The sequence below is a fragment of the Sinomonas sp. R1AF57 genome, from assembly GCF_002224485.1.
In the GTDB taxonomy this organism is placed as follows: domain Bacteria; phylum Actinomycetota; class Actinomycetes; order Actinomycetales; family Micrococcaceae; genus Sinomonas; species Sinomonas flava.
On sequence record NZ_CP022463.1, the window covers coordinates 3,064,143 to 3,082,811 of the forward strand.

An 18,669-nucleotide genomic window follows, 5' to 3' on the forward strand; every position below is an offset into this window, starting at 1 on the left:
ATTGTTCAACAAAGACCCCCTTGCGCTGGGGTGCGATGGCCGACGGACGGTGTTGGAAACCCCTCGGACGGGCATCCCAGCTCAAGCCGTCGAATTTTTCACACAGGATTGTTGAACAAACCCCAGTCATAGTGCATGCTTGATCTATGCGCTCGATGAGATGAGCGTCACAGCCATCCAGAAACCGCCCCCCACGAAGGACACCAGCATGAGCACCCACGCACCGTCGCACGGTACTCCGCCTGCGGCCCGCAAAATCCCCCCGGGCGCCATCAGGGCCTACATCGCGAGCCTCACCGGAACCTCCCTCGAGTACTACGACTTCGCCATCTACTCCGTGGCCTCCGCCCTGGTCTTCCCGAAGATCTTCTTCCCCTCCGGGGACGAGTTCGTGGGGCTCCTGCTCTCCTTCTCGACCTTCGCGATCGGCTACCTCGCCCGCCCCATCGGCGGCATCATCTTCGGCCGCCTCGGCGACCGGATCGGGCGCAAGCACGTCCTGGTCGTGACCCTCCTGCTCATCGGCATCGCCACCGTGCTGATCGGCGTCCTGCCCACGTACGGCACCGTGGGCGCCGTCGCGCCCCTGATCCTGGTGCTGCTGCGCCTCGCGCAGGGCATCGGTGTGGGCGGCGAGTGGGGCGGGGCCGTCCTGCTCTCGAGCGAGTTCGGGGACCCGAGCAGGCGCGGGCTGTGGTCCTCTGCGGCGCAGATCGGGCCGCCGGCCGGAAACCTCCTCGCCAACGGCGCCCTCGCCGTGCTCGCCGCGACCCTCAGCAACGACGCCTTCCTCTCCTGGGGCTGGCGCGTCGCCTTCCTCGCCTCCGCCCTGCTCGTCGTCTTCGGCCTCGTGATCCGACTCAAGCTCGAGGAGACCCCGGTCTTCAAGAACATCGAGGCCCACGGGGAACGGCCCAAGGCGCCGATCGCGGAAGTGATCAGGACGCAGCCGCGCGGCCTGGCCGCGGCGATCCTGTCCCGCCTGAGCCCGGACATCCTCTACTCGCTGTTCACCGTCTTCGTTGCCGTGTACGCGACCAAGGAGCTCGGCATGACCACGGGCACGGTCCTGACCGCAATCCTCATCGGCTCCGCCTTCCAGCTCGTGCTCATCCCGGCCGCCGGCGCCCTCACGGACCGCTTCAACCGCCGCCTCGTCTACGGCATCGCGGCCGCGGCGACCGCCGTGTGGATCCCGGTCTTCTTCCTCACGGTCCAGAGCCGGTCCGTGGTCGTCCTGACCATCGGCGTCGTGGTCGGCCTCGCGCTCCACGCGTTCATGTACGGCCCGCAGGCGGCGTTCATCACCGAGCAGTTCCCGGCGCGGCTGCGCTACGCCGGCAGCTCGCTCGCGTACACGCTGGCCGGCGTCGTGGGCGGCGCCATCGCCCCGCTCGTGTTCACCGCGCTGTACCAGGCCACGGCGAGCTGGGTCCTCATCGCGGTCTACCTCGCCGTGGCGTCCGTGGTCACGATCGTCGGCCTCGCGATAGGACGCGACCCGAAGACCGAGGAGGAGATCGCCCTCGTCAAGGCCGACCACGTCGGCTGACCGCCGGAGGATTCGCCCCCCAGCACCCTTCCAGCACGTGACCCCCAGAAGGTGACCCCCAGACCATTCCGGTCTGGGGGTCACCTTCTGGGGGTCACTTCCTGAGAGTCACGTCCTGTGCGCGGCTTCTCAGGCCGCGAGGGTGTGGCCCCTATGGTGCGCGTCGGCGTCCTTGCGCTCGACTTCGGCGAACTCGTCCTTCGGCTTCATCAGCGCCATCACGACGACGAGGAGCCCGGAGAGCGCGACCAGTTCGGACACCACCGGCGCGGCCATCACCGCGGCACCCCAGTGCTCGAAGACGTCCCAGACCATCATGGCCCCGAAGAACGCGCCCGCGACCACGTTGACCCAGCGCACGACCGTGTCCGTCAGGACGAACGTCAGGAACGCCAGGACCAGCGGGACCAGCACGAACGCCGCCATCTCCAGCGTCACAGGGCTGTCGACCGCCATCTCCAGGATCCGGCCGTTCCGGAGCCCATCGATGAATCCGGGCTCCATGAGCACCAGCAGGAACAGTAGGATCATGCCCACCGCGTAGAACACCCACAGCGTGGCGATCCGGAGCTTCCACATCAACGACCGCATCGTCGCCACCTCCTCAGGTGGAGAGCCGCCCGCCCGGGCGGGCCTCCACCTTCAGGATGCGCCTCTTCTACATTGCGTAGAAGTGCCGAAGGTCCCCGTTGACTGAACCGGGCAGCCGCGCGATTCGTTTGACCCAGTGAGAGCAGGAGGCCGGCATGGAACTCGACGGCATCGCGGTCACGACCCTCGACGGGCGCACGACGACGTTCGGCGAGTGGGCGGGAAGGGTCCGGCTTGTGGTCAACGTGGCCAGCAGGTGCGGCCTCGCACCCCAGTACGAACAGCTCGAGAAGCTCCAGAGCCTCTACGGGGACAGGGGCTTCACGGTCCTGGCCTTCCCCAGCAACCAGTTCCTCCAGGAGTACCGGGACGCCGAGAGGATCGCGGAGTACTGCTCGCAGACCTGGGGCGTGACGTTCCCCGTGATGGAGAAGGTCTGGGTGAACGGACGCGGGGCGCACCCGCTGTACCGCGAGCTCACGAGGGCTTCCGACGCGTCCGGGCGCTCGGGCCGCATCCAGTGGAACTTCGAGAAGTTCCTCGTGATGCCCGACGGCGCCGTGCACCGCTTCCGCCCGCAGGTCCCTCCGGACGATCCGGCGATCGTCGCGCTCATCGAGTCAGCGCTGGCGCGCTGAGGAGGCCCGCTCCGCCGAACGCTCCGCCGCCCACACCGCGAGCGCGGACCGGCTGCGCAGCCCGAGCTTGGCCAGCGCGTGGGCGACATGGTTCTCCACGGTCCGGGCCGAGAGCGTCAGCCGCTCGGCGATCGCGGCGTTGCCCAGGCCGCTGCGCACGAGCTCTGCCACCTCGAGCTCGCGCGCGGTGAGGGCTGCGGGGCTCTCGGCGTCGTGCGCGTCCCAGGCGGCGCGCAGCTCCTCCGCCGCGTCGGCGAACCGGAGCTTCTCCCCCGCGCCCCAGACCGCGGCGAGGCCCCCGGGGCCGAGGAGGAGCTCGGCGGTGGCGCGCACGTGGTCGAGGTCCGCCGAGGAGATCTCGTGGAACCGCCCGCCCGCGCCCTCCCGCCGCGAGACGGCAGCAGCGGCACGCGCCGCCGTCGTCGGGTCCCGCCGCACGGTCAGCGCCGCGAGCCGCGCGAGGGCGATCGCGCGCATGGTGACGTCGCGGATCCCCGCCAGCACCTCGACTGCTCGGAAGAGCCTGTCGCGGGCCTCGGCGCTGCGCCCCAGGGTCGACTCGGCGAGGCCACCGTAGGTGAGCGCGATCCCCTGGGCGAACGCATCCCCGGCCTCGGCGGCGAGCGGGTACGCCGCCTCGAGGATCTCGAGGGCGTCCTGTTCGCGGTGGCCCCACACGGCAGCCATGCCGCGTGCACACAGCGCCCGGCTCCTTCCCGCGGCGTCGCCAAGGGAGGTGTACGCCTCCATCGCCGCAACGGCGGCGCGGTCTGCGCCCTCGGGGTCGTGCCCGAGGGCCCGGGACACCGCACGGTAGAACAGCGCCTCGGCGGCCGCCGCGGACCGCGGGTCGAGCAGCGCCAGTGCCTCGTCGACGTGCGCCCCCGCGAGCTCGGTCTCCTGCCGGACTGTGCGCAGGTTCGCAGCGACGACGAGCCCTGCGGCACGCGCCTCGTCCCGCCCGGCGTGCCGCTCGAGGAGCCGGAGGGCCCAGCCCAGCCCCTCGTCCTGGCCGTTGCGGAACCAGAGCTCGCGTGTCGCCGCCATGAGCCGCAGGCCCTCGGCGGGCGCCGCGCGCACCGCGAAGTCCAGAGCCGCCCGCAGGTCGGGCAGCAGGTCTGAGCGCTCCCCCACCCGGGACGCCTCGAGCACCGACGGGAACGTCCCGGCGCCGAAGACCGAGCCGAGCCAGGCGAGGTGCCGCCGCTGCGCGCCCTCGAGCGTCCCCGATGCCTCGAGCCCTTCCCGCGCGAACTCGCGCAGGCTCTCGAGGAGCCTGAACGTGGTCCTGCCCCGGGCGTCCTCGCCCGTCTGCAGGAGGGACCGCAGGACGAGCTCCTCGAGGTGGTCCAGGGTCGCGCCGGCGACGGCGGCGGCGGCCTCGGCGTCGAACGGGCTCGCGAAGACGGCACACGCCTCGAAGACGGCGCGCTCCTGCGCCCCGAGCGCGTCGACGCTCCCCGCGATGCACGCGCGCAGCGTCCGGTGGCGCGCGGGCGCGGTGGTGGGTCCGGTCCCCAGCGCGGCCAGCCGCCGGTCCAGCCGCGGGAGCAGCTCCTGCGGCGTCAGCACGGAGGCCCGGGCGGCGGCGAGCTCGACGGCGAGCGGCAGCCCGTCGAGGCGCTTGCACAGGGCGCGGGAGGCCTCGCGCGCCTCGCGTGTGTCCCCGAGCGACGGGCGCAGGGCGAGGGCGCGGTCCCAGAAGAGGGCTTCTGCGTCGTCCACGGGCAGGGGGCCGACCGCGAGGACCCGCTCGCCCGCGACGCGCAGCGGCTGGCGGCTCGTGACGAGGATCCGGCAGCCCTCCGACCCGGCCAGCAGCAGCGCCACGAGGGAGGCCGCATTCTGGAGGACGTGCTCCGCGTTGTCCACGACGAACATCACCTCCCCGGGAGCCCCGCCGGCCTCGAGCCACCAGAGGATCGCCGAGCGCGCGGACTCGTCGGTGAGGTCCCGCAGCCCCAGCGACTCCGCGACGGCGAGCGAGACCGGGGAACCCTCCCCGATCCTGGTCAGGTCCACGAAGACGGGCCGCCCGAACCGCTCGGCGGCGGCGCCGACGGCGGCCAGCGCGACGCGGGTCTTGCCCACGCCGCCGGGGCCCGTGAGCGTCACGAGCCGGCCGGCAGCGAGAGCCTCGACGACCGCGGCCACCTCGTGCGCGCGCCCCCTGAAGCTGCTGGCGGAGGCGGGGACGCGGCCGGGCCCGTGCGGCGGTGCGGGAGCTGATCCCGTGGCCATGCTGCCAGTATCCGCGCGCCGGCAAGGGGGGTCCAGCGGCGTGCGGATGAGTACCCACGTGGGTGGATGCACCGATGCCCGGGCCCCCTCCCCACGCCTACCGTGAAGGCATCAGCGACAGGCACCAGACCCGAGAGGAGCCCGCCATGCACACCGCAGCCCCCGCCAAGACCCCCATCCCCCTCAACGTCCACGAACGGGCGCTCGTCACGTGGGCGGCCATCTTCCCGCTCGTGCTGGCGGCGCAGGCGGTGCTCAGCCCGCTCGTCCACGCGTGGCCCGCCGTCCTGCAGGTGTTCGCGATGACCCTCGTGGTCGTCCCGGTCGCCTCGTATGTCGTGATGCCACGGCTCATGGCGCTCTACGCGCGGCTCACACGTCGATGAGGGCCTTGCCCACCAGCCCTCCCTCAACCGCGTCGTGCGCGGCGGCCGTCTCCTCGAGCCGGAACCGGGTCAGCGGCAGGCCGTGGTCCTGGCCTACCCTGAGCGCGCCGTCGGCGAGGGCCGCGCCGACGGCGGCAACGGCGTCGTGCTTCTGGGCCCCGGTGACCGTGTAGGTGAGGATGAACTGGAACCGCACGTTCTTCCCCATCGCGGCGCGGACCGGCAGGGTGAGCGTCTCGTCGCCGGTCGCGGCGTAGGCGGAGACGGTGCCGCCGGTGGCGACCGCGGCAAGGTCGGCGCCGATGTTCGCGGCGACGTTGACGTCCACGATCAGCTCCGCTCCCCCACGCACCACGCGGCGCACCTCCGCGGCGACGTCCTGCTCGCGGTAGTTGACGACGACGTCGGCCCCCGCCGCGCGGGCGAGCGCCGCCTTCTCGCCGCCGCTCACCGTCGCGACGACGGTGGCGCCGGCCCAGTGCGCGAGCTGGATCGCGGCATGCCCGACCGCGCCCGCGCCGCCCGTCACGAGGACGGTAGTGCCGTTCAGCGCGCCCGGGGCGAGCCGGGCCGGACCGCCCTCGCGCGCGGTGAGCGCACGGTGGGCCGTCAGGGCCGGGATGCCCAGGGACGCGCCCGTCTCGAACGACTCGCCGTCCGGGAGGGGCTGCGCCTTGTCCGCCGGCACGACGACGTACTCCTGCGCCGTGCCCTCGGTCCCCCCGTACGCGACGTCCCAGAGCCAGACCCGCCGCCCGGGTTCGAGGCCCTCGACACCCGGCCCGACGGCGTCGACCGTCCCCGCGGCGTCCTGCCCGGGCACGTGCCAGCCGTCGAGGGCGCCCGGGTAGGTGCCGCCGGCGCGGGCCTTCCAGTCCGTCGGGTTGACGCCCGCGACCGCGATGCGGACCCGGACCTGCCCCTCGCCGGGCTCGGGAAGGGCTCGCTCGCGCAGGGTCAGGACCGAGGACGGGCCCGTCGCGCTGTACATGACGGCGCGGTAGGCGGTGCCGGGGGCGGGGTTGCTGGTGGTCGTGCTGTCGGTGTCAGCCATGGACCCATCCTGCCCCATCCCCTCAACCGCCTGGGGGGGCTCGCTGGGCTCAGCCCTGGAAGTACTCGATCCGCGCGCCGATCGAGTTGAGCCGTTCGGCCAGGTCCTGGTACCCGCGCTCGATGACGTAGATGTTCCGCAGCTCGCTCGTGCCGCGCGCTGCCAGCATGGCCAGCAGGATGCATGCCGCCGGACGCAGGGCGGGCGGGCACCCCACCTCGGCAGCGCGCCACTTGGTGGGACCGTTGACGTAGATGCGGTGCGGGTCGAGGAGCTGCACGTTGGCGCCGAGCCGGTTGAGCTCGGTGAGGTAGATCGCGCGGTTCTCGTAGACCCAGTCGTGGATCATGGTCTGCCCGGTCGCGTTCGCGGCGATGACGGCGAAGAAGGGCAGGTTGTCGATGTTCAGGCCCGGGAAGGGCATGGGGTGGATCTTGTCCGCGGGCGAGTGGAGCTCGGACGGAATGGTCGTGACGTCCACGAGCCGCGTATGGCCGTTGCGGGCCGTGTACTCGCCCGAGATGACGAGCTTCTGCCCCATGGTCGCAAGCGTGGCGAGCTCGATCTCCATGAACTCGATGGGCACGCGCCGCACGGTCACCTCGGAGCCTGTGACGATGGCGGCGGTGATGAGGCTCATCGCCTCGATCGGATCCTCGGAGGGCCAGTAGTCGATGTCCGCCTCGATCCGGGCCCTGCCGCGGATCTTCAGCGTGGTGGTCCCGACCCCTTCGATCTGCACGCCGAGGGCCTGCAGGTAGAAGCACAGGTCCTGGACCATGTAGTTCGGGCTCGCGTTGCGGATCACCGTCACGCCCTCGCGGTGCACCGCGGCCATGATGGCGTTCTCGGTGACCGTGTCGCCGCGCTCGGTGAGCACGAAGGAGCGGTCGGCGCGGTCCGCCTCGGGCGCGCGGACGGTGTAGAAGCCGGCGGTGGCCTCGACGGCCAGGCCGAACTCGCGCAGCGCCTGCATGTGCGGCTCGACCGTGCGGGTGCCGAGGTCGCAGCCGCCGGCGTAGGGGAGCCTGTACTCGCTGCGCTCGTCGAGCAGCGGGCCCAGGAGCATGATGACGCTGCGGGTGCGGCGCGCCGCCTCCACGTCCATGCCGTCCAGGTTCAGGACGGCGGGGCGGCGGATCTGCAGGTCGCGCGGCTCGCCGTCGGCCGCGGGCAGCCAGACGCACTCGACGCCGATCGAGGTCAGGACCTCGACGATCCGGTTGACCTCCTCGATGCGCGCGAGGCTGCGGAGCGTCGTCGTGCCCCGGTTGATGAGGGAGGCGCACAGCAGGGCGACTCCGGCGTTCTTGGAGGTGTTGACGTCGACGGAGCCGGAGAGGCGGCGCCCGCCCTCGACCCTCAGGTGGGTCATCTTGGGCGCGCCGACGTTCACGATCTGGCGGCCGAGGATGTCCTCGATCCGCTGGATCATCTTCAGGCTCAGGTTCTGCTTGCCCTGCTCCATGCGGGCGACGGCACTCTGGCTCGTTCCCAGCTCGGCGGCGAGCTGCCCCTGGGTCCAGCCCCGGTCGGAGCGGACGGTGCGGAGCAGCACGCCTACGGTCTCTGCGGTCTGTTGGGCCATGCCCACGAAAATATCATGCTTGCTATACGGAGCCCCAATTCAGGCCGTCTGACACGCGAAAATCACATCCGCACCGACGGGTAACAGAAATCCATGAGATATGGTGCCCCCGCGGGCCGCGTCAGCTGCTGGTGATCCCGATGACGTTCCCGGCGGGGTCCGCGATCCACGCGATGCCGTGGCCGGTCGCCGGGTCCCGCAGGACGCCCCGGTCGTCGACGGGCATCTCGGGAGTGCTCGGGTACTTCTGCAGGGAGAGGCCCATCGATTCGACCTCGGCCAGCGCCGCGTCGAGGTCCGGGACGATGAGGTTCAGGACGGTGAACGTGGCGGGCTGGTGGTCGGGTTTGGGATAGAGGAAGATCCTCTGGCCCCCCGGCGCGGTGACATGCAGGCCGCCCATCTGGTCCCGGACGTCGAATCCGAGGGTCCCGCCGTAGAACTCGCGGGCCTTCTCGAGGTCATCGACGCTGAAGCTGGACATGGAGGACGCGATCTCGAACATCTCAGGCTCCTTGCTGCGGGGTTCCTCCCTCCGCCACGATCCCACCGCAGCGGCGGCGGCGCCAGTGGCCGCGCCCGCTAGCCCCAGACCACGTTCCAGGTGCCGAGCACGACGGCGGCCCCCACGGCGAACGCCGCGATCAGCACCCCCGCGGCAACCACCCACGCGTCGAGGCGGGAGAAGCTGGACTCGCGGGCCCAGGTGCGCGGGGCCGGGCGCCCGTCCACCATGCCACCGAAGCCGCGCGCCTCCATGGCGACGGCGAGCCGCGTGGCCCGGCGGATGGCCTGCACGAGCAGCGCGAACGCCTGCCCGAGGAAGGCCCGGGACCGGGCCACATAGCTGTGCCCGGTGCCCACGCCGCGGGCCCGCCTGGCGAGGCCGAGCGTGCGCCATTCGTCCACGAGGAGCCCCACGAGCCGCATGCCCGCCAGGGCGCCGAGCACGAACCGGCTCGGCAGGCGCAGCTTCTGGGCGAGACCGTCGGCGAGGTCGGTCGGATCGGTGGAGAACAGCAGGAAGACCCCCGGGAGGGCGATCGCGAGACCGCGCAGGCCGATCGCGACGCCGGCGAGCACCGAGTGCTCGGTCATCACCACCGGGCCGAGCTGGAGCCAGACCGGGCCGGTCTTCGCGGCCAGCAGCGCCGTCGAATAGGCCGCGAGCGCCGCGGCGGCGGCCAGCGGCCACGTCCGCCGGGCCAGCGTCCACGGCCGCACCCCGAGCAGCGGCACGAGGGCGAGCTCGCACGCGAGCGCCACGGAGGCGGAGACCCAGTCGACGCTGAACAGGAGCGCCACCGTGATGCAGAGACCGGCCGCGAGCTTCGCGACGGGATTCGCCCGGGCCAGGACCGAATTGGGGGTCTCCGGGGTGAGGATGTCGGCGCTGCCGCCGGCGCCCGGCGTGCCCGCGCTCATGCGGCGGCCTCCACGAGGGCGGCCCGGCCACTGTCCACGCGGTACACGGAGTCCGACAGGGCCGTGGTGAAGTCGTCGTCGTGCGTCACGGCCAGCAGCGAGGTGCCCTCATCGAGCAGCTCCGCGAGCAGCTTCACGAGCTCGGCCCACGTGAGGGCGTCCTGGCCGAAGGTCGGCTCGTCCAGCATGAGGATGCGCGGGCTGGTGGCGAGCATGGTCGCCACGGAGAGGCGCCTCTTCTCCCCGCCCGAGAGCGTGAACGGGTTCGCGCCGGCGAGCTTGCTCAGGCGGAGTCGCTCGAGGAGGGGGTCGACGGCGGCGCGCACCTCGGCCTCGCCCATGCGGGCCACGCGGCGCGGGCCGAATTCGAGCTCGTCGATCACGCGCGGCGTGAGGAACTGGTGCTCGGGCTCCTGGAACACGCTGCCGATCCGGGACACGAGCTGGGCCGAGCGCCACTTGTAGGGGTTGGCCGAGGCGCCGGCGGCGAGCGCGGCGAGGGCGTCGACGCGCCCCCCGACCGCCGGGAGCAGGCCGGCGAGGGTGAGCGCGAGCGTGGACTTCCCCGCGCCGTTCGGTCCGGTCACGCTCACGGCGTGCCCCGCGCGGAGCCTCAGGTCGACCCCGGTCACCGCCGGCGGGGCCTTCGGGGAGCGGCCGACGGCGAGCGCCTGGCCCGCGAGGAGGACGCCTGGGTTTCGACTGCGCTCAACCGCCGTCCGGCTCCGCTCGCGGAGCGGCCGTGCAGGCTCCTCCCCGGTGAGCGGGTGCCAGCCCGGCACCCACACGCCCGAGGCGGCCAGCCGGCGTCGTGCGCCGCGGTCGGCGAGCACGGCGTCCGGCGGCCCGTCGGCGAGGAGGCTCCCCACGGAGGACGTGGAGGGCCCGTGGGGTGCGTCGAGCACCACGACCCGGTCCACGAGGTCCGCCCACACCGAGACGCGGTGCTCGACGACGACAAGCGTCGCCCCCGTGCGCTCGAGGCTGCGGCGCACGGCGTCGCGGACCTCCTCGACGCCGGCGGGGTCGAGGTTGGCGGTCGGCTCGTCGAGGAGCACGAGGCCCGGCTCCATCGCGAGGATCCCCGCGAGGGCGAGCCGCTGCTTCTGGCCGCCGGAGAGGGACGACGTCGGGTGGTCGAGTGGGACGGAGAGGCCCACGTCGTCGAGGGCGCGGTGCACGCGGGGCCAGATCTGCTCGCGCGGCACGGCGAGGTTCTCGCAGCCGAACGCGACCTCGTCCCCCACGCGGGCCATGGCGATCTGCCCCTCCGGGTCCTGCAGGACCAGGCCGGCGCGGCCGCGCGCGAGGGGCGCGGGCACGCCGTCGACCGCGAGCGAGCCGTGCTCCTCGCCCTCCTCCGCGGCGCCGAGAACCCCGGCGAGCGCGTGCAGGAGGGTGGACTTCCCGGCCCCGGACGCGCCCAGCAGCAGGACGCGCTCCCCCGGCGCGATGTCCAGGTCCAGGCCGCGCACCGCGAAGGCCTTGCGGCCGGCATGCCGCCAGCCCCAGCCGCGGGCCGTCACGCCGGCCGGACCGCGGCGGGCAGCGCCCGAGGCCCCCGGCACGTCAGACGTCCGCGGTGCGGCCGGCCGCGAACGCGGACAGCGCACCCGTCCTGGCAAGGCCCCGGACGGCGAGCCAGCTCAGCAGCCCGGCGATGACGGCGCCGGAGACGACGGCGAGCACCGTGTAGAGCGCCTGCCAGCCGAACTCCCACTCCGGGAAGTAGATGATGACCTCGGAGACGCCGAGCGCGAGGCCCGAGAGGGCGCCGGCGAGCAGCGCGACGCCGAGGTTCCAGCGGCGGTAGCGGAAGGCCGCGAAGGCCAGCTCCGCGCCCGCGCCCTGGACGAGGCCCGAGAGCAGCACGGCGAGGCCGAACTGGGACCCGAGGAGCGCCTCGACCACGGCCGCGAGGATCTCGCAGAAGAGTGCGGCGCCGGGCTTGCGGATGATGAGCCCGCCGAGCACGCCGGCGATGACCCAGCCGCCGGCGTAGAGGCCGCCCAGCGGGGCGAAGGCGGCCGTCGCCGCCTGCACGCCCACGTACCCCTGGTCCCACAGCCAGAAGATGACGCCGCACGCCACCGAGACGACTGCGGCGACGACGATGTCGACGACGCGCCAGCTGTACGAGTGCTTGGCCGGCGCCGCATTGATTGCAGACATTGCTTGTCCTCCTGTGACTCAGGAGGGGAAGGCAGCGGCTGCTGCCTTGAGATGCTCGACTCCCTTCGCCGGTACTAGCCGGAGCAGGTTCGAGGGTCTGCGGTATCCCGCACTCTCAGCGTCCTTCGCCTTGCCGCCCGGCCCTGTGCCGTGCGTCGGGGCGACGCTCCCCTGTCGTGTGTACGGTCCAGTCTACCCGCGGGGCGCTAGGCTGGCGGTCATGAGCATCCTCATCAAGCTCCTCGGCACGGCCATCAGCATCGGCGCCGGAATCCTGGCGACGAAGCTCGTCGACTTCGCCTGGCAGAAGAGCACCGGCCATGCCCCTCCGAAAGACGCGACGAACCTCGAGGAGAGCCTGAGGGACACGCTCGTGTTCGCCCTCGTCTCCGCGGGCGTCGGCGCGGTGATCCAGACGCTCGCCCAGCGGTACACGCAGCGCGCGATCGCCCGGTACAAGTCCACGCCCGAGGTGGTCTAGCCTTCAGGCGCCCTTCAGGCGCGCGGTGAGGCGCCGCCGTCGTGCCCTGTGCCCGCGGCCCCGTCTGCCGCGCCGCCGCCATGGGTGCCGTCGGGCCCGCCGCGTTCCACGCGGGCCACGACGTCCTCGAGCTCGTCGACGGAGAGCCGGGCCTTGTCCAGGTGCTTGGTGCGGTAGCCGGAGCGCCCGAGCATGTGGGCCGAGACGGGCACGGTGAGCAGCTGGAAGATCCACGCGACGACGAGCACCGGCACGAGCGCCCACGTGCGCAGCTGGAGCCCGACGGCGGTGAGCAGCATGAGCGACCCGAGCACCTGCGGCTTCGTGGCCGCGTGCATGCGGGTGAGGAGGTCGGGGAAGCGCAGGATGCCGAAGGCGGCCCCGAGCGAGAGCGCGGAGCCCACGACCATGAGCACACCGGCGGCCCAGGTGAGGGCGGCGTCGAGTTCGGGGGTCATGGCCGCCTCCGGTCCTGGACGAAGCGCGCGACGGTCACGGACCCGATGAAGCCGATCAGCGTGATGGCCACGATGAGCGCGAGGTGGTCGGTGTGCCGGTTCGCCGCCATGTCGATGGCCAGGGCCGAGGCCAGGACGACCAGCAGGACGTCCGCGGCGAGCACCCGGTCCAGGAGCGCCGGTCCCTTGATCATGCGGACGATGGCCCCGAAGGCGGCGAGGGACAGCAGGACGCTGCAGACCACGAGGACCACGGGCATGACCGCTGAGGCGGCCCCGCTCATCGGACTCCTCCCTGGCCGGGCTCTGCGGAGGCCATCCGCTCCAGATGCTGTTCTTCCCGCAGCAGCTCCAGTTCCTCCCTGGTCCCCATGATCCGGATGAGCTCGGCCTCCGCGGCCAGGACGTCGCGGCGGACGCGCTCGGCGCCCGCGGCGTCCTCCACGTTGATGTAGTGGACGTAGAGGGTCGCGTTGGCGCGGTCGACGTCGACCACCAGGGAGCCCGGGACGAGCGAGATGACGTGCCCGGTCGCGGTGACCATCAGGTCGGCGTGGCTGCGCAGCGGCACGGCGACGACGGCGCTGCGCACGTTCGGCCCCTTGGTGACCGCGAGCCAGATCAGCTGCGCGCTCGCCACCATCACCTGCCACACGAACACGAAGGCATAGCGGAGCGCGTGCAGCACGTTGAACCGGCCGCTGAGCTCGACCGGGGGCAGGTAGAACAGCCGGGTCACGACGAGCGCGATGAGCGCACCGAACACGAGATTGCCCGCCGAGAAGTCCTGCCACAGCCCGCCCCACACGACGACGAGCCAGGCGAGGAGCGGGAGCTCCTTCTTCAGCGAGATGCGGCTCCGGCTCACGGTGCGCCCCCTGTCCCGCCCGGGGCGGCTGCTTCGGCACCGGACTGCAGGTTCGCGGCCGCGCGCGCGGCGGCATCGGGGCCCAGCACGGCGGTGATGTAGCCCGTGCGGTCGAGCATCTCCTGGGCCGACTGCTCGCTGAGCCGGAACAGCGGCCCCGCGAACACGGTCAGGGCCAGGCCCACGACGACGAGCCCCGCCGTCGCGCCGACCATCGACCGGGGCAGGGTGCGGGCCGCCGCGGGGGCGAGCAGCGCCGGGTCCGGGTTCTCGGCGTCCTCGGGCCGCCGCCAGAACACGCGGCTCCACACCCGGGCCATCGCGAGCAGCGTCAGCAGGCTCACGACGACGCCCGCGGCGACAAGGACGAGCGCGAGCGGCGTCCCGAGCTGCACTCCGGCCTGGAGGAGCCCGAGCTTGCCGAGGAACCCCGAGAGCGGCGGGATGCCGGAGAGGTTCATCGCGGGGAGGAAGTACAGCAGCGCCAGCAGCGGCGAGAGCTTCGCGAGCCCGGCAAGGCGGTCAGTGTTGGAGGACCCGCCGCGGCGTTCGATCAGGCCCGCGACGAGGAACAGCGACGTCTGGACGGTGATGTGGTGCGCCACGTAGTACACCGCCGCGGCGAGCCCGAGCACCGAGCTCAGGGCCACGCCGAAGACCATGTACCCCATGTGGCTCACGAGGGTGAAGGACAGGAGCCGCTTGATGTCCGTCTGCGCGAGGGCGCCCAGGATCCCCACGACCATGGTCGCGAGCGCGACGACCATGAGCGGGACGTTCAGCGTCTCGCCGGGGAACAGGAGAGTCTCGGTGCGCACGATCGCGTACACGCCCACCTTGGTCAGCAGGCCGGCGAACACGGCGGTGACCGGCGCGGGCGCGGTCGGGTAGGAGTCGGGGAGCCAGAAGGAGAGCGGGAACACGGCGGCCTTGATCCCGAACCCGACCAGGAGCATGGAGTGCAGGAGCGTCTGCATGCCCGGGTCGAGGTCGCCCAGCTTCACCGCGAGGTCGGCCATGTTGACCGTGCCCGTGGCGGAGTAGACCATCGCGATCGCGACGAGGAACAGCAGCGAGGAGACCACGCTCACGACGACGTAGGTCACCCCCGCGCGGATGCGCGGCCCGGTGCCGCCCATCGTCATGAGCACGTAGCTCGCGGTCAGGAGGATCTCGAACCCGACGTACAGGTTGAACAGGTCCCCGGCGAGGAAGGCGTTCGAGACGCCCGCGACGAGGATCATGTAGCTCGGGTGGAACACCGAGATCGGCCCGTCCTTGTCCCCGTCGGCCATGCCCTGGCCCGTGGCGTAGACGAGGACGGCCAGGCTCACCGTGGTCGAGACCACGAGCATGAGCGAGGAGAACTGGTCCACGACCATCGTGATGCCGAACGGCGGCGCCCATCCGCCGATCATCACCGCCGCCGTGCCGCCCTCCCACACCGACACCAGGAGCAGCGCCTCGAGCGCGAGCGTCAGGCTCAGCACCGAGATCGTGACGATCCGCTGGGCGCGCTCCTGCCGCAGCAGGAGGAAGGCCAGAGCGGCCCCGAAGATCGGGAGGGCGACGGCGAGCGGCGCGAAGCTTGCGATGGTCACTCGCGCTCCCCCTCCTTGCGCATGGCCGAGTGGACCTGGGCGGGCTCGGAGTGGTCGCCGTGGCGGCGGGGGTCCGGCGTCGCGAGCGCCACCTGGTCCGCGGCCGCGGCCTCCTCGGGGCTCACGAACTCGGACAGGTCCTCGGGGACGTCCGCGTCGTCCTCGGCGTCCCAGCTGGACTGGGCGGCCACGCGGCGGTCCTCGATGTCGTCGGGGACCACGTCGAGCCGGCCCAGCTGCCACGTGCGGTAGATGAGGGCGAGCATGAAGGCCGTGACCGCGAAGGAGATGACGATCGAGGTCAGGATGAGTGCCTGCGGGAGCGGGTCGTTGTATTCGGCGGGGTCGGTCCCCTTGGAGAAGAACGGCGCGAGGCCGGCACTGCCGCCTGAGGCGAGCAGGAGCACGTTCGCTCCGTTGGTCAGGAGCATGAGGCCGAGGAGCACCCTCGTGAGGGAGCGCTCGAGGAGGAGGTAGATCCCGGTGGCGAAGAGCAGCCCGGCCAGGATCAGGAGGGTCAGGTTGGCCGTCATCACTGGTCCGTTCCGTTCTGCTCGGGGCCTTCAGGTGCGCCGGGGCGGCGGGGCCCGAACGGGGCCGCCATGAGCGGTGCCTCGCGCTCGGCACGCTTCGCGGCGGCCTTGGACTCGCGGCGCTGGTCCTCGTCGATCTGCTCGTCCACCCTGCCGCCGAGCGACCGCAGGACGTCCACGACGAGGCCCACGACGACGAGGTAGACGCCGATGTCGAAGATCGTGGACGTCACGAACTTCACGTCCCCGAACACGGGGAGCCACAGCTCGATGATGGCGCTCTGGAAGACCTGGCCGCCGAAGGCCAGCGGCACAGCGCCGGAGAGCGCGGCGGTTGCGAGGCCCGTGCCCAGGATCGCACCGGGGCTCGCCGAGGCGGCCTCGCGCAGCTCGAACCGGCCGCCCGCGAGGTAGCGGACGGTGAGAGCGAGGCCCGCGAGCAGGCCGCCCGCGAAGCCGCCGCCCGGGAAGTTGTGGCCCGCGAGCAGCAGGTACACGGACACGATGACCATGCTGTGGAACACGAGCCGGGTGACGACCTCGAAGATGATGGAGCGGCGCTCGGGCGCGAGCGTGCGCCCCGCCACGAGCCAGGCATCCCGGGCCAGGGTCGCGAACGTGCGCGCGACGGAGAGCTCGGCGGCGTCGCGCGAGAGGGCCTCGACGCCCCGAACCCGGCCCACGCTGCCGGTCTCGACGGAATCGACCGACCCGAGGTCGCGGTGCCGCAGCCGGACGAAGATGAGGCTCGCGATGCCGGTCGCCGCGAGCGCGAGGACGGAGATCTCGCCGAACGTGTCCCACGCGCGGATGTCCACGAGCGTCACGTTGACGACATTCAGGCCGCCGCCGCCCGAGTACGCCAGCTCGGGGAATCCGAGCGAGACAGGCGTGGCCGTCCGCGCGGCCATCGCCGCGAGCCCCGCGAGGACCGCCGCGCTGCCGAACGCGAGGGCAACGACGATCCGCACCGCCCGGTAGCGCCCGCCCGTGCGGTCACGCAGCTGCGGCGGGAGCCGGCGCATGCCGAGGATGAACGCGACGAGCACGATCGTCTCGACGAGCATCTGGGTCAGGGCGAGGTCCGGGGCGCCCTGGAGCGCGAACAGCAGTGCGATCCCGTATCCGGTGATGGAGACCATGAGGACGGCGAGGAAGCGCTTGTTTGCCCGGACGGCCGCGAGCGCGCCCACCGCGACGGCGAGGGCGATCACGGGCTGGAGCGGGGACTTCGGGTCCAGCAGGACCATCTGCCCCTGACCGGGCATCCTCACGGTGCCGGTGAGCAGCACCGCGAACGGCACGGCTGCGGCGACGGCGAGGATGACGGCGAGGTAGAAGTACAGCGAACCGCGCTGCGTGCGGCCGGTCACCCAGATCGCGGCGTCGTCCAGGGCCCCGATGATGGAGCGGTAGGACCGCTCCGCGTCGACGGGCGGGCCGAGCAACTCCTGCGCCCGGGCCACGGCCGACCGGGCGGCGAACAGGACCGCGCCCACGAGCCAGGACACCGCGGAGAGCGCGAGGGGAAGCCCGAGTCCGTGGAAAACCGCGAGGTGCGGGACGGCACCCGCCGAAGCGCCGCCGTCGTGCGCGCCCGCGCCGAGGGCGACCTGCTCCGCGTAGGGGCCCGCCCACGCGTCCACGGGCGCGGGCCACACGCCGTAGGCGAGCCCGGCCACCGCGAGCACCGCCGGCGAGGCGACGAAGAGCGGGGTGATCGGCGTGAAGGGGATGTCCTCGACCCCGGGCTTGCGCGCGAAGGCCCCCCACACGAACCGCGCGCTGTAGGCGACCGTGAGCGCCGAGCCGGCCACGGCGCCCGCGAGCACGACGCCGGCCCAGGCGCCTCCCACGGGGGCGTGCGCGAACGCCTCGAGCACCGCCTCCTTGGCGACGAAGCCGCCGAACAGGGGCAGCCCCGCCATGGAGGCGGCGGCGAGGGCGGCCGTCCAGCCCAGCGCGCGCGAGCGCCGGAAGACGCCGGAGAGGCGCCGGAGGTCGCGGGTCCCGGTCTGGTGGTCGATGATGCCGACCACGAGGAACAGGGCGGCCTTGAAGAGGGCGTGCGCGACGACCATCGCGAGGCCCGCGAGCGCCGACTCGGGGGTGCCGAGGCCCACGACGGCCACGAGGAACCCCAACTGGCTCACGGTGCCGAACGCGAGGATGAGCTTGATGTCGGTCTGGCGCAGGGCGCGGTAGCCGCCCAGGACCATCGTCGCGATGCCGAATCCGAGGACCACCGGGAGCCAGAAGTCTGTGCCGGCGAGCCCCGGCGCGAAGCGCGCCACGAGGTAGACGCCGGCCTTGACCATCGCGGCGGCATGCAGGTACGCCGAGACGGGGGTCGGGGCCGCCATCGCGGCGGGCAGCCAGAAGTGGAACGGGATGAGGGCCGACTTGCTCAAGGCCCCGACAAGGGCCAGCAGCGCGCCGACCGCTACCGGGGCCGCCGTCACAGGCTGGGCGGCGAGCTCCGGAGCGCGCTCGAGGATCGTGGAGATGCGGTACGTCCCGGCGCTCTCGCCCAGCAGGATGAAGCCGACGAGCATCGCGAGGCCGCCGGCCGTCGTGACTATGAGTGCCTGCAGGGCCGATCGGCGCGCTGCGAGGCGGGTGCTCGCGTACCCGATGAGCAGGTACGACAGGACGGTCGTCAGCTCCCAGAAGACGAAGAGGGCGATGAGGTCGTCCGCGGTGACCAGCCCGAACATCGCGCCCGCGAACGCGAGCATCTGGCCGCCGAAGCCGCCCAGGCCGGCGTCGCCCGGCTTGAAGTAGCGGGAGCAGTAGAGGAGTACCAGCGCGCCGACGCCGAGGATGAGCAGGGACATCGTCCACGCGAGCGGGTCCAGCCGGAGGGCTATCTCGACGCCGAGCTCGGGGATGAACGGCCACGTCTCGCTGATGCCCGAGGAGTACGCCGCCGGGTACTGGAAGGCGAGCCACACGAGCGACCCGGCCGGCACCGCGGCCAGTGCGAAGAACGAGCCGCGGCCCCACCGCCGGAAGATCCACGGCGCGCCGATCGCCACCGCGAAATGCAGGGCGAGGACTGGCAGCACGGGTCGACTCCGC

Annotated in this window: 18 protein-coding genes and 1 riboswitch; of the genes, 4 read left to right on the forward strand and 14 right to left on the reverse strand. The window is 72.5% G+C overall.

Annotated features, from left to right (window positions below; genetic code table 11):
* Nucleotides 1-208 precede the first annotated feature (208 nt).
* Nucleotides 209-1,552, forward strand: a complete 1,344-nt coding sequence (locus tag CGQ25_RS14085) for an MFS transporter (protein ID WP_208710493.1) — start codon at nucleotides 209-211, stop codon at nucleotides 1,550-1,552.
* 129 nt (nucleotides 1,553-1,681) lie between these two features.
* Here the strand turns inward: CGQ25_RS14085 and CGQ25_RS14090 are convergent, their stop codons facing one another.
* Nucleotides 1,682-2,143, reverse strand: coding sequence for a DUF6326 family protein (locus CGQ25_RS14090; RefSeq protein WP_208710494.1), 462 nt, complete (start codon nucleotides 2,141-2,143; stop codon nucleotides 1,682-1,684).
* A gap of 155 nt (nucleotides 2,144-2,298) precedes the next feature.
* On the opposite strand from CGQ25_RS14090, the gene CGQ25_RS14095 reads away from it, so the two are divergent.
* Nucleotides 2,299-2,781, forward strand: coding sequence for a glutathione peroxidase (locus tag CGQ25_RS14095; RefSeq protein ID WP_208710495.1), 483 nt, complete (start codon nucleotides 2,299-2,301; stop codon nucleotides 2,779-2,781).
* Here CGQ25_RS14095 and CGQ25_RS14100 read toward each other — a convergent pair.
* The gene (locus tag CGQ25_RS14100; protein ID WP_208710496.1) at nucleotides 2,764-5,022 is read right to left on the reverse strand and encodes a LuxR C-terminal-related transcriptional regulator; all 2,259 of its coding nucleotides are present in this window, start codon (nucleotides 5,020-5,022) and stop codon (nucleotides 2,764-2,766) included. The two genes, CGQ25_RS14095 and CGQ25_RS14100, sit on opposite strands and share 18 nt — an antisense overlap.
* Before the next feature lie 146 nt (nucleotides 5,023-5,168).
* Here CGQ25_RS14100 and CGQ25_RS14105 point away from each other — a divergent pair, with 146 nt between their 5' ends.
* Nucleotides 5,169-5,408 carry a hypothetical protein gene (locus CGQ25_RS14105; protein ID WP_208710497.1) on the forward strand — a complete coding sequence of 80 codons (240 nt, stop codon included), beginning with the start codon at nucleotides 5,169-5,171 and terminating at the stop codon, nucleotides 5,406-5,408.
* On the opposite strand, the gene CGQ25_RS14110 is transcribed toward CGQ25_RS14105, so the two are convergent.
* From CGQ25_RS14110 to CGQ25_RS14135, 6 genes are all read right to left on the reverse strand, one after another.
* A complete protein-coding gene (locus tag CGQ25_RS14110; protein WP_208710498.1) occupies nucleotides 5,395-6,462 on the reverse strand; it encodes an NADPH:quinone reductase in 1,068 nt (355 codons plus the stop codon). The two genes, CGQ25_RS14105 and CGQ25_RS14110, sit on opposite strands and share 14 nt — an antisense overlap.
* Before the next feature lie 49 nt (nucleotides 6,463-6,511).
* Nucleotides 6,512-8,050, reverse strand: coding sequence for a UDP-N-acetylglucosamine 1-carboxyvinyltransferase (locus CGQ25_RS14115; RefSeq protein WP_208710499.1), 1,539 nt, complete (start codon nucleotides 8,048-8,050; stop codon nucleotides 6,512-6,514).
* Between the two features lie 121 nt (nucleotides 8,051-8,171).
* Complete coding sequence (locus CGQ25_RS14120; protein WP_208710500.1) at nucleotides 8,172-8,555, reverse strand: VOC family protein; 384 nt, start codon at nucleotides 8,553-8,555, stop codon at nucleotides 8,172-8,174.
* 77 nt (nucleotides 8,556-8,632) lie between these two features.
* The gene (locus CGQ25_RS14125) at nucleotides 8,633-9,475 is read right to left on the reverse strand and encodes an energy-coupling factor transporter transmembrane protein EcfT (protein ID WP_208710501.1); all 843 of its coding nucleotides are present in this window, start codon (nucleotides 9,473-9,475) and stop codon (nucleotides 8,633-8,635) included.
* Nucleotides 9,472-11,043 carry an ABC transporter ATP-binding protein gene (locus CGQ25_RS14130; RefSeq protein ID WP_255405337.1) on the reverse strand — a complete coding sequence of 524 codons (1,572 nt, stop codon included), beginning with the start codon at nucleotides 11,041-11,043 and terminating at the stop codon, nucleotides 9,472-9,474. Before CGQ25_RS14130 ends, CGQ25_RS14125 begins: the two co-directional genes overlap by 4 nt.
* Before the next feature lies 1 nt (nucleotide 11,044).
* On the reverse strand, nucleotides 11,045-11,647 hold the full coding sequence (locus CGQ25_RS14135; protein WP_208710503.1) for an ECF transporter S component: 603 nt from the start codon (nucleotides 11,645-11,647) through the stop codon (nucleotides 11,045-11,047).
* 43 nt (nucleotides 11,648-11,690) lie between these two features.
* A riboswitch (TPP riboswitch) is annotated at nucleotides 11,691-11,830 on the reverse strand.
* A 37-nt stretch (nucleotides 11,831-11,867) separates the two neighbouring features.
* On the opposite strand from CGQ25_RS14135, the gene CGQ25_RS14140 reads away from it, so the two are divergent.
* Nucleotides 11,868-12,128: a DUF4235 domain-containing protein gene (locus tag CGQ25_RS14140; RefSeq protein WP_208710504.1), complete on the forward strand. Its 261-nt coding sequence runs from the start codon at nucleotides 11,868-11,870 to the stop codon at nucleotides 12,126-12,128.
* Between the two features lie 14 nt (nucleotides 12,129-12,142).
* On the opposite strand, the gene mnhG is transcribed toward CGQ25_RS14140, so the two are convergent.
* From mnhG to CGQ25_RS14170, 6 genes are read right to left on the reverse strand one after another with little or no spacing between them, the layout of a single operon-like run.
* Nucleotides 12,143-12,586 (reverse strand): monovalent cation/H(+) antiporter subunit G, encoded by a 444-nt coding sequence (gene mnhG, locus CGQ25_RS14145; protein ID WP_208710505.1) that lies wholly within the window; start codon nucleotides 12,584-12,586, stop codon nucleotides 12,143-12,145.
* Nucleotides 12,583-12,870, reverse strand: coding sequence for a monovalent cation/H+ antiporter complex subunit F (locus tag CGQ25_RS14150; RefSeq protein WP_255405338.1), 288 nt, complete (start codon nucleotides 12,868-12,870; stop codon nucleotides 12,583-12,585). Before CGQ25_RS14150 ends, mnhG begins: the two co-directional genes overlap by 4 nt.
* Nucleotides 12,867-13,454: a Na+/H+ antiporter subunit E gene (locus CGQ25_RS14155; RefSeq protein ID WP_208710506.1), complete on the reverse strand. Its 588-nt coding sequence runs from the start codon at nucleotides 13,452-13,454 to the stop codon at nucleotides 12,867-12,869. The genes CGQ25_RS14150 and CGQ25_RS14155 overlap by 4 nt, the downstream gene beginning before the upstream one ends.
* Nucleotides 13,451-15,055 (reverse strand): Na+/H+ antiporter subunit D, encoded by a 1,605-nt coding sequence (locus CGQ25_RS14160; protein ID WP_208710507.1) that lies wholly within the window; start codon nucleotides 15,053-15,055, stop codon nucleotides 13,451-13,453. Before CGQ25_RS14160 ends, CGQ25_RS14155 begins: the two co-directional genes overlap by 4 nt.
* Nucleotides 15,052-15,588, reverse strand: a complete 537-nt coding sequence (locus CGQ25_RS14165; protein ID WP_208710508.1) for a Na(+)/H(+) antiporter subunit C — start codon at nucleotides 15,586-15,588, stop codon at nucleotides 15,052-15,054. The genes CGQ25_RS14160 and CGQ25_RS14165 overlap by 4 nt, the downstream gene beginning before the upstream one ends.
* On the reverse strand, nucleotides 15,588-18,656 hold the full coding sequence (locus CGQ25_RS14170; RefSeq protein WP_208710509.1) for a Na+/H+ antiporter subunit A: 3,069 nt from the start codon (nucleotides 18,654-18,656) through the stop codon (nucleotides 15,588-15,590). The genes CGQ25_RS14165 and CGQ25_RS14170 overlap by 1 nt, the downstream gene beginning before the upstream one ends.
* Nucleotides 18,657-18,669: the final 13 nt, after the last annotated feature.